Annotated in this window: 12 protein-coding genes and 1 pseudogene; 9 read left to right on the plus strand and 4 right to left on the minus strand. The window is 59.5% G+C overall.

Annotated elements, in window-relative coordinates:
- Positions 1-322 precede the first annotated feature (322 nt).
- Positions 323-1,106, minus strand: a pseudogene (locus B9A95_RS10910) (IS5 family transposase).
- Positions 1,107-1,369: 263 nt separating this feature from the next.
- On the opposite strand from B9A95_RS10910, the gene B9A95_RS10915 reads away from it, so the two are divergent.
- The 6 genes from B9A95_RS10915 to B9A95_RS33580 all read left to right on the plus strand — a co-directional run bounded on the left by B9A95_RS10915 (position 1,370) and on the right by B9A95_RS33580 (position 6,574).
- Entirely contained in the window at positions 1,370-1,840 is a 471-nt protein-coding gene (locus tag B9A95_RS10915) for a transposase (protein ID WP_170928586.1), read from the plus strand.
- Between the two features lie 96 nt (positions 1,841-1,936).
- Entirely contained in the window at positions 1,937-2,095 is a 159-nt protein-coding gene (locus tag B9A95_RS33570) for a hypothetical protein (RefSeq protein ID WP_170928587.1), read from the plus strand.
- A 78-nt stretch (positions 2,096-2,173) separates the two neighbouring features.
- Entirely contained in the window at positions 2,174-2,326 is a 153-nt protein-coding gene (locus tag B9A95_RS33575; RefSeq protein ID WP_170928588.1) for a hypothetical protein, read from the plus strand.
- A gap of 482 nt (positions 2,327-2,808) precedes the next feature.
- Entirely contained in the window at positions 2,809-4,437 is a 1,629-nt protein-coding gene (locus B9A95_RS10920) for a diguanylate cyclase domain-containing protein (RefSeq protein ID WP_170928589.1), read from the plus strand.
- Between the two features lie 1,163 nt (positions 4,438-5,600).
- Positions 5,601-6,071 carry a helix-turn-helix domain-containing protein gene (locus B9A95_RS10925; protein ID WP_084047312.1) on the plus strand — a complete coding sequence of 157 codons (471 nt, stop codon included), beginning with the start codon at positions 5,601-5,603 and terminating at the stop codon, positions 6,069-6,071.
- A gap of 14 nt (positions 6,072-6,085) precedes the next feature.
- On the plus strand, positions 6,086-6,574 hold the full coding sequence (locus B9A95_RS33580; RefSeq protein ID WP_425429939.1) for a transposase: 489 nt from the start codon (positions 6,086-6,088) through the stop codon (positions 6,572-6,574).
- 19 nt (positions 6,575-6,593) lie between these two features.
- Here the strand turns inward: B9A95_RS33580 and B9A95_RS10935 are convergent, their stop codons facing one another.
- Together B9A95_RS10935 and B9A95_RS10940 are read right to left on the minus strand one after the other, a co-directional pair.
- Complete coding sequence (locus B9A95_RS10935) at positions 6,594-7,118, minus strand: GNAT family N-acetyltransferase (RefSeq protein WP_342744583.1); 525 nt, start codon at positions 7,116-7,118, stop codon at positions 6,594-6,596.
- A 412-nt stretch (positions 7,119-7,530) separates the two neighbouring features.
- Positions 7,531-8,754 carry an ATP-binding protein gene (locus tag B9A95_RS10940; protein WP_084047314.1) on the minus strand — a complete coding sequence of 408 codons (1,224 nt, stop codon included), beginning with the start codon at positions 8,752-8,754 and terminating at the stop codon, positions 7,531-7,533.
- A 294-nt stretch (positions 8,755-9,048) separates the two neighbouring features.
- On the opposite strand from B9A95_RS10940, the gene B9A95_RS10945 reads away from it, so the two are divergent.
- Positions 9,049-10,371, plus strand: a complete 1,323-nt coding sequence (locus B9A95_RS10945) for a transposase (protein ID WP_139806682.1) — start codon at positions 9,049-9,051, stop codon at positions 10,369-10,371.
- A 71-nt stretch (positions 10,372-10,442) separates the two neighbouring features.
- Here the strand turns inward: B9A95_RS10945 and B9A95_RS33585 are convergent, their stop codons facing one another.
- Positions 10,443-10,613 (minus strand): hypothetical protein, encoded by a 171-nt coding sequence (locus B9A95_RS33585; protein ID WP_170928590.1) that lies wholly within the window; start codon positions 10,611-10,613, stop codon positions 10,443-10,445.
- Positions 10,614-11,716: 1,103 nt separating this feature from the next.
- Between B9A95_RS33585 and B9A95_RS10950 the strand changes: the two genes are divergently transcribed.
- Both B9A95_RS10950 and B9A95_RS10960 read left to right on the plus strand, forming a co-directional pair.
- On the plus strand, positions 11,717-13,126 hold the full coding sequence (locus B9A95_RS10950; RefSeq protein WP_170928591.1) for a GGDEF domain-containing protein: 1,410 nt from the start codon (positions 11,717-11,719) through the stop codon (positions 13,124-13,126).
- A gap of 638 nt (positions 13,127-13,764) precedes the next feature.
- On the plus strand, positions 13,765-14,001 hold the full coding sequence (locus B9A95_RS10960; RefSeq protein WP_084047730.1) for a hypothetical protein: 237 nt from the start codon (positions 13,765-13,767) through the stop codon (positions 13,999-14,001).
- Positions 14,002-14,091: the final 90 nt, after the last annotated feature.

Genomic DNA, 14,091 nt, shown 5'->3' on the forward strand with positions numbered 1-14,091 from the left:
ATGTTGTGAGTTTCCTTGTCCGTTCTGGAGGAGGGAAGCGCCGTACACATTGGGGGCAAGGGGTAGAGTTACTGCGGCCGTACAGGTGAGGACCACGACACAGAGTTGAGTTCACCCTTCGGAGAGCGCGTGCCTGAGCGCAGGCGCTGTACCGCTCTCACGGACCAGACCTCATGGCTTAGGTCCTGCCGGGGGAGAGCCGCATCAAAGCCGCTACCCCCGGTGCTCAAGGGATGAGGTTGACACTCTGAGCGTGGGTGACCCGCTTGGCTCGCCATAGTGGTGGCAGTTGTTCACTTGAATTAACGTAAAGTAAAGTCCCTTATGAGACGTTACCTCCACTAGAAATCCGACGGAGCAGGATGAGGATGCAGGCGAGCTGGACGAAGCCCAGGAAGTTCTGGGCTTTGCGCTCATCTCGTGTCCGAACACGCCTGAATGACTGCAGTCAATAAGGTCGTGCGTTCCACCTTCCAGCGTCGCTTGTAACGACGCAGTGGTCGTCCATCCTGCGTCTTTTTCTTCCGGTTCTTGCGATTTGGCGCGGGTCATCTCGATCCCCAGAGCAGCAAGTTCCGCATCCAGAGAATCACTGTCATACGCTTTGTCCCCGATGAGTCGTTTGAGGAAGTCCATGCCAAAAGAGGCTTCCAGGGTGTCGTGCACCAGGGTCACTTCGGCAGGACTCGCACTTTCAGTATGAACAGCGAGCGGTATACCGCTCGCGTCCACCATGATCATGATCTTGGTGCCTTTGCCTTTCTTCGTGGGACTGACATCAGCGCTCCCTTTTTCGCGGCACTGAAGGTACCGTCGATAAAAGCTTCGCGGAGATCAAGAAGCGCTTGATCCTCCAATAATTCGTATAAACGGCCCAATACATTGGGAAACACGCCACGTTCATTCCATTCTTGAAAGCGCTCGAAACACGTGGACTTCGGAGGGTAATCGGGGCGAGGAAGTTCTGCCCACTGCGCTCCTGTTCTTAGCACCCACAACATGCCTTCGAGCAGTTCTTTATCTCCCCGAAACGGACGGCCGCTTCGGGTTTTCTTTTCGGGTGGAGGTAACAAGGGAGCGAGGATGGACCATTGCTCGTCTGTCAGTCACACCTTTTTAGCGTACCACACGACCCTCAGCCAAAACAGTAACCTATTTCCGGATGACCTGTATTTCTCTATACGGCGCAATTATGCAGCCAAAATCTTGGTTCCCGCCAAGTACAGCATTGCGGGAACTCAAGCAATTCTTTCGTGAACGCACGGCGTTGTGTGAAGCGCTGAATCAGGATCAGAACCGATTGCACGCTTCAGAACGTCGGCAGGATGAAAGCTAGACGGTTGCGGCATTGCTGAGTACCCGCATCGCCTTGCCCAAGCAGCAGATTTTAGAGCTTGAAACGGTCATCCAAGCAATCATCCGTTCCGATGATACGTTATATGCGACCTTTGAATTATTGACCAGCGTTCCTGGGTTCGGATTAATCACGGCAGCATCGGTGCTAGCGGAAACGGATGGGTTTGCGGTGGTGGAGACCGGCAAGCAAATCTCGGCGCATGCTGGCATTGCTCCCTCTCCGTTTCAGTCAGGTACGAGTGTCCATGGTCGAGGGCGCATCTCAAAGATGGGGAATGCTCACCTGAGGCGCTCGGCGTATCTTGCTGCCTTGAGTGCCACACGAAACAAAGGGCATCTGGGCGACTTCTATCGTCGATTAAGAGCCAATGGAAAGCCTCCTAAGGTGGCATTGATTGCGCTTGGCCATAAATTGTTACGGACAGGACTGGCCGTCGTGAGATCAGGGAAGCCGTTTAGCGAAACGTACTTAAAACCAACCTAAAACGACGTGTAGAGTGGATTCGTTCTGTTCCTGCCGCCCGTGACTGCAGGCCATCCTGTGAGGCAGAATAGTCTGCGTATGCCCATTGGAGAGTTCGTGTTGGCACGACAGGGCGGTGGCCGGGGACACTACGGCAAGGTGGCTGTCGAGGTGGAGCCAGCCAGTCAGCCAGACCAAGACATCATTGAGCTCTCAGAACACTTGATGATTCGGGGGAATGGCTTCGATTTGGCGGTGGACCAGGCGAGGGATTAGGTACAAGGTGCAGTCCAAGGATGTCGTGACGCCTTAGACCACGCCCGCACACAGGGAGTCACCAGCTGCTTCCAAATCGTGGTCGTTCGACTGGATGGGCTGTACGTGAACACCTTTGAGGAGCAGATGCGCCTCGCAGCATTCATGGCCGTGTGGAACGTGGTGACGGTAGGCGCCCAACCGCTTACCTTGACGTTCGAGGATGGACGTTGGGAGGCCGGACCGCCCTGATGTAACGGTCTGGTTTTAAGGGGTGCATTGAACACAGAACGTCACAACGGCAAGTTCAGCAAACGGGCAACCACTGTAGACGACGTCCAAAAACTACGCTATCTATTCGCGGTTATTCGTGGTGACTGATATCGGCGCTGGTCTGCCCACTTCAGAAGCTGTCCATGGCTCGCACCTCATTCCCAAACATACAGACGTTCAAGCACCGTGATGAACTCGGGAGACATCCATGTAGTGGAGGTATATTGGGCGAACGGTTCGCAACAAGGCGAGTAATCGAGGTGGCACAACAGACACAGGCCCAAAGCTTCATTCAACCAGTCTGATGATTATTTGGTTTTGCGCAGATGGAGATGAGCTCCCACGACAGGAGACACCAACGCGCACTTCACACCCACCTGCATCGCCCTCGCCGCCTGGACCGCAAGAGGCGGTCCAGCGTGCAAGAGCTGTGTGACGGCTCCTCGCCTAGCCTGTTGGATATGGTTTCTGCGTCCCCGTCTCCCAGAGCTTCAGCTTTCCAGGTGCGGCTGGCTGAGATTGACCCGCTTGTGGTGAGTGACGCTCCTCTGGCTGCCCAACTCGCGGCGGAAGTCGCCCAGGAGGCGCGCGGAGCCGGAGACAGCTGGGCCGAGGGACAGGCGCTGTGCCTCCAAGCCGGAGTGTTGTACTTCCAGGCCAACCACGAGGCGGCGGAGGCCACCTATTGGTCCGCGCACCGCCTCGCGCAGCGTACCGGGGACCGTAAGCTGGAAGCCCGCGCAGTCAATGGACTCGGGCTGGTGGCCCATCAACGCGCCGATTACGCTGGGGAACTGGAGCTGTACCTCCAGAGCCTGCACCTGGCGCAGGCGGCGGACGACGAGGTGGGGCAGGGGCGGGCGCTGAGCAACATCGGTGTGTTGCGGGCCAAGCTGGGTGACCACGCCGAGGCCCTGCGCGTTCATCAGGAAGCGGCGGAGGTGGCCGAGCGTGGCGGCGACCCCACCAGCCTCTCGAGTGCCCGCGTCAATATTGTGGTGGACTACCACATGCTGGGCAACCACACCACCGCCCTCGCCGTGGCGGAGCACCACCTTCCGGAGATTCGCCGCGCCGGGCTGCGGCAGCACGAGGTGGTGCTGCGGTCGTTTTGCGCCCGGAGCCTGCTGGAGTTGGAGCGTACTGAAGAGGCGCTGATGCTCGCCGGCGAGACCCTGACGCTCGCCGAGGAGATCGGAGAACGGAACTACGCCTGCTCGCTGCTGCTGACCCTGGGGCGGGTGCATTTGCGGCAGGGCCACGGCACGCTGGCCTTGCCGCTGGTTCAGCGGGCGCTGGCGCTGGCCACGGAGTTTCACATCAAAACGGTGGAGGTGGAGGCCCACGCCGCCCTGGCGGACCTGTACGAGGCGCAGGGCGAGGGGATGCTGGCGCTGCAGCACCTGCGCGCCCACCATGAGTTGGAGCGCCTCATTCACACCGAGAACGTGGACCGCAAGACGAGGATGTTGACGGCCCAGTTCCAGATGGAGACCCTGAAGCGCGAGGCCGAGATGCAGCGCCTGCGCTCGGAGCGGCTCTCCCAGGACAACAGCGCCCTGCGTCAGGACCGCGAATTGCTGGCCCACCGCGCCGCCCACGACACCCTTACGGGCCTGGCGAACCGGGCGCACTTTCAGGCCGAGGCCGAGCAGGCCCTGCGCGAACGGGGTGACGGTCAAGTGGCGGTGCTGTTTATCGACCTCGACCGGTTCAAAGTCATCAACGACACCCTAGGGCACGACGCGGGCGATGAACTGCTGCGGCAGATGGCGTCGCGCCTGAAGACGAGTGTGCGGCGGGACGATCTGGTGGCCCGCCTCGGCGGCGACGAGTTCACGGTCCTGCTCAGGCACTTGCGGAGCGCGCCGGATGCAGGGCGGGTTGGACGGAAGTTACTGGAGGCACTCGCCGTGCCGTTCACGCTGGGGAACCGCGAGGTGGAGGTCACGGCCTCGATTGGAATCGCGGTGGCTCCGGGGGATGGCGAGAGCCTGGAAACGTTGCAGCAGCGGGCCGATGAGGCGATGTACCGCGTCAAGCACGGCGGCAAGAATGGCGTCGGAGCCTTTTCTGATGATCCGAGCTGAAGTGCGGGCCAAGGAGGAGACAAAGGCTGGACTGAGGTGGTTCACTCCGGGCGTTCTTTAGGGCAGGACAGGAGGGCAAACTTGGCCTGGCATTTTCAAGCCGTACCCTACACCGTGCACTGTTCGGAGCAGGCGACATCCGCCAGCACGAACCCACTCCAAGCGGTGATCAGCACCGCGCCGCACTTCGTACCCCGCGCCGTGGAACCTGTCGGCCGTGCCCCCGTCGTCAACGACGCAGGGCGGGCTGGTAACAGCACGCAATTGACCCACCAGAAGGTCGGGTTGTGTCGTGACCTCACTGTCGTGGCGGCGGTTGGACCACGCGCGACCCGTGCAGAAGAGTCCTGGCCCTGCAGCACAATTGGCAGGGTCTCTCAAAGCTGACGCACAATTGGTTGCAGAAGCCTAAGCGGTGGCGTGCAGCCCGTCGTGAGGACGGCCTGTCTCAACCGCCCGTGAGCACCCCCAGCACCGCGAGGACTGCAGCGCTGAGAGGGCGTGTGGGGATAACCGTATTCGGGAACACGCGCTGACGACCGTCCCCCTAATTTCGAGGCATGTCTCATATCAACCTCCAGTAGGGCCGGGGCCGGTGTGGCTCACCCCAGTGGTACCTGGCTATATGCCAGAAGTGGGCGTATGGATCAACCACAACAAACTGTTGAAGCGACTGCTTCTCTAATTGACCTTAGAGAGGAGAAAAAGTAGGAGTTTTATCTGGGTAAAATCTCCTTCATTCAAGAGCAAAATAATCCTGATAAGTTCAACTATGAAGTCATTTCTGGGTGCGCTTAGGGCAGTTGTTCGAGAAATTTTCTTGGCTTTGATCGGTCAGCCAAGTCATCCTGGTCCGACGCCTGAAGAGCGCCGCACGGCTGAAGTTCAGCGACGACTTATGGAACGGCGTAGGAACGAACCCGCTTCGGTGGGAGAAGTGGCTAGCTCGGTAGCAGCAGAAGTGGCGAAGGTTATCATTGGTCAACCGACACCCTCGCCTATGCTGGAGAAAGAGTCGAAGCCCAAGAGAGGGTAGATCTTCAAACTCTTCTAGCAACGCGAATTTCCGATAAGGCTGTTGTCGCTAAGTTGGTTTAGGTAAGTGGCTAACGGGAGGAGATTGAAGAATCAGACGCCTCGCCCCCTCGCTCACCCCTGAAGATGTGACCGCACTCCGCCGCTTGATGTGGGCTTCGACTTCGTTGCCGTGCGAACGCAAAAGGTATCTCGCCTTGTGGCACACCCACCAGGGCCTCTCGGCCCTCCAGATCCAAGCCCTTGGTTTGCTCAGTGCAGCCCGGGTTTACTCGACGATCCGGCTCTACCAACGGGGTGGTCTGGACGCGCTCAAGGAGCGCGTCCATCCGGGGCGACAAAGCCGCTTGACCCCGGAGATTCTGGCCGATGTTCGAGAACAGCTCGAGAGCGGTGAGCGGACATGGAATTCACGAACCCTCTCCGAATACATCGCCCAGAAGCACGGTGTCACCATCGGTCGAACCGCCCTGCGCGATCAACTGCGTGCGGCGGGGATGAGCTGGCAACGCACCCGATATGTCGTGGCGGGGCAAGCGGACCCCAAACAGAAAGTAGCCTTCCGAAACGACCTGGAGGTCGTAAAAAAGGGGCGCTGAACAATCTCCATCGGCTGCTCTTTCTCGATGAGGCGGCGATCTGGCTGACTCAGCCCAATACCTACACCTGGCGACCCATCGGCTGTCCGATGGAAGTGCCCACCAGCAAGGCCCGCGGTATCACCGCGCGTCTGAATCTCATGGGCTGTGTGGACTTTGCCAGTGGCAAAGTCCTCTACCGTGAAATCGAAGGCAATACCAAAGCCACCGATACCGTCGCCTTTGTGGACACGCTGGCCCAGCAGGCCGATCCGGCCTGTCCCACGGTACTGCTGATGGACCAGGCGAGCATTCATATCAGCGCTGAGGTGGGTCAACATCGCCAAAGGTGGAAAGCACAGGGGCTGGTCGTCGCTTATCTTCCGCCCTACAGCCCTGAACAGGGCCCCATGGAGGGACAGTGGCGAAAGCTCAAATACCACGACCTCCCGCACCGACATCACGCTTCCAAGGCCGACCTTCGAGGAGCAGTTGAGAGGGCCACCTGGGGCATCGCCATATGATCCTCTCTTCTCCCGCTAGCTACTTAATCACACGTCGCATTTCAATCGCGTCCACGCCTGGCGCGAACCCATCCCGAGTGACGTGCCTCACCTGGAACCCACGGCGCGCGTAATACTCCGTGGTGAACTGACTTGTCGCGAGGCGTACCTCCCTAACCTGAGGTGCATGCGTCCTGAGCCATCCCAGGCGTGCTTCGAGCAACGCTGTTCCGATGCCTTGCGCGTGCAGGTCCCGGCGAACCATTCCCCATGTCAATCCTGCTGAGTTAACGTCCAGTTGCATGCCGGCCGCGTCATCTGGAAAGAGTGCCACGCCACCGCATGCCACGACCTCTCCATCCCGTTCCAGAACGAAGTATGTTTCCTGGTGTGTGCGCAGGAAACGAACGTAGTCTGCCTGCTCCTGAGGTGCAAAGAACTCAGGTGTGTTGCTGGCTAGTAGGGCAAGACACACGTCGTGATCACGAGGCTCGAAAGGTCGCACGCGTTCGACTTTACCGCAGTCCAACAGCAAGAAAGTCCAGGTCTTCTGGTGAGTAACCACACTCCTGAAGTTAACCTCTATCCATAATTCTCTGCTCTAACTGGGCTTAAAGCAAAGAAGAAGGCGACCGCTTGGATCGCCTCTGAGGGTGTGGGTTACTGGACTCGAACCGGCTTGAGGACCTACTTCCGCCCCACTCGCACGTCCGTTTTTCAGAAGGTGGACGCTGCCCTTCGGCCAGAGTATGCGTGCGAGACGCGGTTGCTCCATTTAATGGCCTTCAAGGGGTCTTGAGTTGCTTCATTGAGAGGATGAGAACAGCTTCATCCAGTCCCTGTGAGCTGTAGAACCCGACAGCAGGCAACAAAGAAGGCGACCCGGAGGCCGCCTTTGATGTTGAGTATTATAGACCGCTATGCACGGGAAGTCCAACGTATTCGCTGAGTCCTGAGCGGGACGACTGGTCCTGCTGTCAGGCAAGCAGACGGGGTTCCTTGGGACAGGCGAACCAGAAGGTCGCGCCCTGGCCCACTCTTCCCTCGCCCCACGCCCGGCCTCCGAAGCGCTCGCACAACCGCTTCACCACCGCGAGGCCGAGTCCCGTGCCTTCATAGGTCTCGCCAGGATGCAGCCGCCCGAACAGCTCAAACGCCTTGTCTTTCGAGCGCATATTGAACCCCACGCCGTTGTCCTCTACCCCGATCAGATGCGCTGTCTCGGTCTCTTCCACCCGAATACGCACCCGAACCTGCTCCCGGTTGCGCGTGAACTTTAAGGCGTTGCTGAGGTATTCCCGCAGGATCATCTGTAAGGCCTGGCTGTCCCCCTGCACCACTGGAAGGGTCATGGAGGTGAAGTGCACGTCCCGGTCCCTCAGCTGACTTTGCAGGTCCTTGTGCACTTCCCCCAGGACCCGGTTGAGATCCACACTTCGCAACCTCATGCGGAGTTGCCGAGCCTGAACGTACTGACCGACCGAGCTCAGGACCTCTCCGCTTTTGAAGAGCACCTGTTTGGCCGCGTCCAGGTGGGGACACAGCTGCCCCTCCATCAGCTCGTTCCGGTGGCGGCCGAGGACGTTGTGAACGCGCGCGAGGTGGTCTTGCAACTCCCTGCTGGTCGCGGTGAACACTTCGTTGAACTCCTCGTTCATCACCCGAAGCTGGATAGCGTGCTCCTGGGCCTGACGGTCCAGGGAGGCTGTGGAGTCCAGTAAGGTACGGTGCGCTTCCTTGAACGGGGTGATGTTCGTCAGTGTGAGGTGACAGGAGGGGATGGCCCGCTCACCTTTGCAGGGCACGATTTCCACGGCAACGTCGAGCACCTGTCCTTCAGCGCCCAGGAATTGAAGTTCGCCCGTCTGGTACGTGGAGGAATTGAACACCTGCTTGAGCAGACGCACCAGGGCCGTTTGGGCGGTGGGGGACAAGAACCCACTCAGGCGTCGGCCCATTAAATTTTCCTGGGAAGAGCCGAGTAGGGTACAGGCCTGCAGGTTGGAATCGAGGATGCATCCCTCGGCCGTCAGGATGAACGCGACGTTGGGAGCGTGCTGAAAAAGGTCCTGGGCTTCGACGCGCAGGTTTTCGGAAGCGCGGAGCTGACCTTCGAGGATGAGGATGCGCTCCTGGAGTGAAGCGGTCACGTCTTGTTGCGAGGCAGTATTGGTGGTGCTGACATTATCTCGGAGGCTCATAGTGCCCCTCCGTTCTCGAAGTGTCGTTCTGGGGAGAATCCATTGGTGACTTCAAGACCAGGGGATAGAGCTGAAGGTCAGCAGTATCCAAATCTTATCATTAAGTGAGTTTTGCCTCTGTGCAGAGGGCAGCTTTGGGAGTGCCCTGTATCTGCGAAGTCCCTGTCCGAACGGGGCTTAGTCAACGAAGAAGGCGACCCGAGGGCCGCCTTGATTTCTCTAAGTTAGCGTCATATACACACGTAGTCAAGGTTATGCGTTTAAAAGCCGGACAAAAGTCTGCATATTCAGGGGATGAGGGTGTCAGCGCCGGTGGAAGTGGCTGGACTCGATGCTTTTGTCCAGCCGTATCGGAGTCTGTTTGGTGATCGACGGCTCTTTGCGGGGTTCTGCGGCGCGGTCGCTGGGATCCTGGCGAGTGGATCAACACGGGTACGGCAGATGGCTCGGGTCACACCCAGTATGGGGGTGACGCCCCACGCTGAGCGCCGGTTGCGACGGTTGATTCATCACCAGAATCAGCGGACCGAGCTGAATGCAGAGACGTTGACCGAGCGGCTCCAGGCACAGGGAGCAGAGCGTGTCGCAGGTGAGGCGGAAGTGGTGGTGGTTCTCGATGGCTCAGACCTCCGCAAGCCCCACAGCCAGAAACTGGAACATCTGGATGTGGTGCGGGATCTGAAGGGCAACCTTGTTCCTGGATACCACACCCTCAACGCCATCGGGCTGACGCCCGACGGGCGTCAAAGCCTGCTGTATCACCGCACGTACAGCACGCGGAGTCCTGGTTTTTTGAGTGAGAACGCGGTCGTGCTCGAAGCGTTGAGGCAGATCACGCGGTCACTGCGCGAAGTGGGTGTGGTGCGCATTATCTTTGTCCTGGACCGAGGCTTCGATGACCTGAAGGTCTTGAAGCGACTGAGGCGGCTCAAGGTCGATTTCGTCATTCGTGCACAGCATGTTGAGCGGCGCGTTCGTCTGCAGCCCACGGGGGAAAACCGGGCCCTGCAAGCTGCGTTGCAGCTTGCTCCCGTATCACACACCTTCGCGATGTCCCGCCCCGTCCTGCGGGAGGGGAAGCTCAGCTGGCGGCCAACCCCAGCGGAGATCCGGGCGCAGGAGGTCTGGGTGGACGAGGGCAAACTCCACGTACACGCGCTCCATCTGCACTTCCCCACACGGCCCAAAGGCGAACAACAGGGCTGGACCCTGCTCACCAGCTTGCCCGTCTCGCCCGGCGTTCACGCCGGGCAGGTCGTGCGACTGTACCTGAGACGCTGGAGCACCAAAGACGTCTTTTCCTGGACCAAAACCGCGCTGGGATGGGAACAGGTTCGTGTCCTGCAGTTCGAAGCGCTGCGCACCCTGGTCGCCATGGCCTGGCTCGCCGCTGCCTTTGTCTTCACCCTCGGCGAGACGGTAGACACACCGGAAGTGAAGCTGCTCGCTCATCTTGGTGGCGCTGTCCCCCACAAGAATCGACCACCGGGCAAGAAGACCATCTTGCTGGGGTTGCAACGTCTCAGCGCTGCATACCTCGCCCGGCACACCACCCGCCAATCCGAGGAACATCCATCCGAAAAAACCCTCGTAGACAAGCTTTTCGGCCCCCAATGACTTTTGTCCGGCTCTCAATATGCGTTGAATGTCGTACTGGCGCGAGCTCTTGGGGAAAGAGTGGATCATCTTCAGGCCCAGTGCGGTGCTTGAATGATCAGGCCCCAAGTGATGACGTAGAGTTGCCAACTCCAGAACGTCTTGCGAGTCTGGCACTTGGCCGCCTGGTCCTGCTGTTTCGCTTCTTGGCGAAGGGTCTGGAGGCGCTCTTGAGCGGCGGCGTGGCGGTAGAAATCGTTCATGGCCTTATGGTGAGGTCCTACCTACTCACAGCACATCATCAATTTGCGAGTAGACGACAGAGGACAGCCGCTAATCCCCGTTTCTCTTCTCTAATTGGGCTTAGGCCAGAGCAGGCTGGGAGGCATGGATCACTCGGCCATAGGGTTGTACAGAAAGGGGAGGCCCAGGGCGTGCTGCCTGGGCCTCCCCTCGTGTTGTCCTGCTGCTCAGCCGTTGACGCTTTCCTTCAGGGTGCTGGCGACCTTGTGGGCTCCGAACACTCCTTGAGATCCCGTACGGCCAGTGGACGAACCTGCGCGAGTACTGACAGCGGAATGAGGAGCGGAACGCCGAGATCCGGGAACTGGTGGCTCGCCTCCTGGCCAGCGCTGCGCACGAGGTGGCGTCGTGAAGCTGGTCCCCGTACAACGCCGTAGGGGTCTGTGGACCCAAAGCTCGTCCGATACCTCCCAGAGCGTGTTCTGGTCATTGATCTGATCTTGATGCGGTTGCGTCGTCGTTACTGCCTCTCAGTAGATCAATATCTTCCGGATAGGCTCTTAGTCCGGAAAGCTGGCCGCGACCCTCACTTGTTGCGTGCCTGTTTGCCGTGGTGGCTGTGTATGATGCGCTGAAGGGTTAATGTCCTGCCAAACCCGCGTGGTCGCACGATGAGGTGAGCATCAAGCTCAAGTGGGAAGCCTGGAGTTTCCTTGACCCGGACAGTGTGGCCCTCTGAGGAGCTTGTTTAAGTCTTGAGCGTCAGGAGCATCTCATGCTGAATTCAGACCACGATCCAGTATCTGACGCCTCACAGCAGCACACCTTTCCAAAGCCAGAGGGGGTCATGGAGGCGCTTCACGGTTTACTGCATGAAGTGGAGCGCTGCAGTGCTTATGAAGATCCCCGAGGAACTTCCCTGGCCCAGCAGGTGATCGCCACAGCCCAGGAACTGTCAGTCCCAGAAATAGAAGTCCGGGCGAGACTGGCCCTGGCCTGGACTCTCCTGGAGCAGAAGCCAGCCGAAGTCCTTGAGCACGTCCAGGTGGCAACACGCCTCGCGGCCGCTTCTGGTGATCCAGCGCTGCTGGCCCAAGCGCATTGTCTTTCTGCCAGGATCGCGGTGAGTGCCAGCGATACCCCCACCATTCTCCGTGAGGCGTACTACGCGCAGCAACATGCTCAACAGGCGGGTCACCGGGAGCATCTGGTTCACGCTCACAGCCTGATGGGGATCGCCCACCTGCTGGAGGGCAACTATAGCCACGCGCTAGTTCATCAGGAAGAAGTGCTCAAATATCTAAATCAGGTGCTTTCGCCGTCTCTGAAAACCGTTCTGCTCTGTGATGTTGGAGCGAACTTCAATGATTTCGGGACGCCACACGAAGCCATGACCTTTCTGGAACAGGCCCTGGCCATCACGGTTGAACATGACCTGCACTTTGCCCGAATCCTGGTCCGTGAGAACTTGGGGCAGACCTTGTTGCAACTGGGTCGTCTGGAAGAAGGAGAGCGTCTTCTCCGGGAGGGATTGGATGAGGCGGTTGCCGGAAGGTATGACCGCTGGGAAGCCTATTTCCGTTGCACCCTGGGTGAACATCTGGTGACGGTGGGTGACGTCCAGACCGGTTACGAGCAACTCATTCGCGCCACTGAAGCTGCACGACGGGTTCACGACCATTACTTGGCGTCCACTTCTGCCTCGACCCTTGGCCGCGTCTTGCGTCGGCTGGGTCGCCTGGACGAGGCGAGCTATCACCTTGAGGTGGGGCTGAAGATCGCGCAGTCCTCGAATCTGCTTGGCCCCTGCAAACTGGCCCATCAGGAATTGAGTGAAGCGCTGGCCCAACAGGGGCATTTTGAGGCGGCCCTGGGTCATTTCCAGCAATTCCACGAGCTGGCGATGAAGGTGCAGCTGGAAGAATCGCGCCGCCACGCACAACTGCTCATCGTTCAACAGGAGCTTGACCGTGAACGGGAGCAGTCCAGATTCCAGCGTCAGGCCAATGACGAGTTGCGCCTGGCCCATACCGTGGTGCAGCAGCAGGCCGAGGAGCTCGCGCGGATAGCCAGTGAGGATGGGTTGACGGGTCTGGCCAACCGCCGTCACTTTATGACTCGCCTGCGCGAACGGCTAAGCGGCCCAGCGTTTGCCATTGCCTTTATTGACGTGGACCATTTCAAGGATGTGAACGATCGCTTCGGCCATCCGGTGGGAGACCAGGTCCTGATTCATCTGGGGCAGATTATGAGGCGGTACACCCGGCCTGAAGACATGGTGGCACGCATCGGAGGCGAGGAATTTGCCGTTCTCCTGACCATCCCTGATGCCTCGCGGGCATGGGAGGTGGCCGAGCGCATTCGTGAGGCGGTGGCCGCTTACGCCTGGAGTCAGATTGTTGCTGGTCTGAACCTCACGGTCAGCCTGGGGTTCGTGATGAGTCCGGAAGCGCAGGACCAGGACCGTCTTCTCAAACTTGCCGACACCCGCTTATACGAAGCCAAACTCTCCGGCCGCAACACCGTGGTGTGATACCGCGCTTGTATTCGTAAACCCCCCCTCTCCCCGGTCCTGCGCAAGGCCATGGTGACGCGGGATCCAGTGCAGGGCTGGAGTGAGGGTCCCCGCTTTGTGTTGATGGTCGACGCGCCGCACTGCGGCGCGCAGGGTTCCTCGCCAATCCCGGCCCTGTTCAGCCTCCGATTCGCTTCCGAGCTGTCCTTCGCGTACCAGATGCGAATTCCAGCGGCTGTCGGCGTCACGGTGATGGCGTTGCTGACCCAGGTCGTATCACCTTATTCCATCCCGTTGCGCTGCTCTGGGGCTACTGCGTAGTCACCTCATCCATTTGGTGGATGTTTGTCCTGGGTGTCACGCGTACACTAAGGTCATCCCACAACAAGAACCGACCGGGTGAAGTCGGCGGGCAGCCCTCTTCGAGGGCTTTTATGCTGGCACGAGCGTCCACCCGCACGGGGACCCCCAACGGGGGCATCCCCCTGCCAGAAGACTGTCAGACCCGCGTTGGTACACCTGAGCTGTGGCCCCAGGGAGCGTTGTTCCCACGTTCCCTGGCGGGCCACGCGAACGCCAGCCGTCGCTCCAGCGGCCGTCCAGCCGTCCTTCAACGCGAACATTCCGCTGCAACACCCGTGCACTCCCTTGGGTCCGTGCTCAAAGACGATATGGCCATTCACGCTGGTATCCCCGAAAAAGCCGTCAAGGCAGCCCTCCAGAAACTCAAAGACGACCCGGCCTACGAAGGCACCACCTGGGATTTCGGCAAAACCCGAGCAGGCCGCCCCATCAAGGTCTACTTCGAAGCGGAAACCATACCGCAGATCCACGCGGCCAAGAAACGCCTCGAGCAGCTCCTGGACGAAGCGGGATTTGACCTCTACCCCTGAAGCCAGGCAAGACACGCTTCCAGCGCCCTTCAAGGGCGCTTTGTCGTCTCCAGACAGCGCCCGCCTCAGCTCAGTCCAGGGCCCAGGGTC

It is taken from the genome of Deinococcus hopiensis KR-140, from assembly GCF_900176165.1.
Classification (GTDB): Bacteria; Deinococcota; Deinococci; order Deinococcales; family Deinococcaceae; genus Deinococcus; species Deinococcus hopiensis.

Excerpts from the sequence above, each read along its gene's own strand:
- B9A95_RS10920 (WP_170928589.1), top strand. The coding sequence starts at position 2,809 with ATGGTTTCTGCGTCCCCGTCTCCCAGAGCTTCAGCTTTCCAGGTGCGG.
- B9A95_RS10940 (WP_084047314.1), bottom strand. The coding sequence starts at position 8,754 with ATGAGCCTCCGAGATAATGTCAGCACCACCAATACTGCCTCGCAACAA.
- B9A95_RS10945 (WP_139806682.1), top strand. The coding sequence starts at position 9,049 with ATGAGGGTGTCAGCGCCGGTGGAAGTGGCTGGACTCGATGCTTTTGTC.
- B9A95_RS33585 (WP_170928590.1), bottom strand. The coding sequence starts at position 10,613 with ATGAACGATTTCTACCGCCACGCCGCCGCTCAAGAGCGCCTCCAGACC.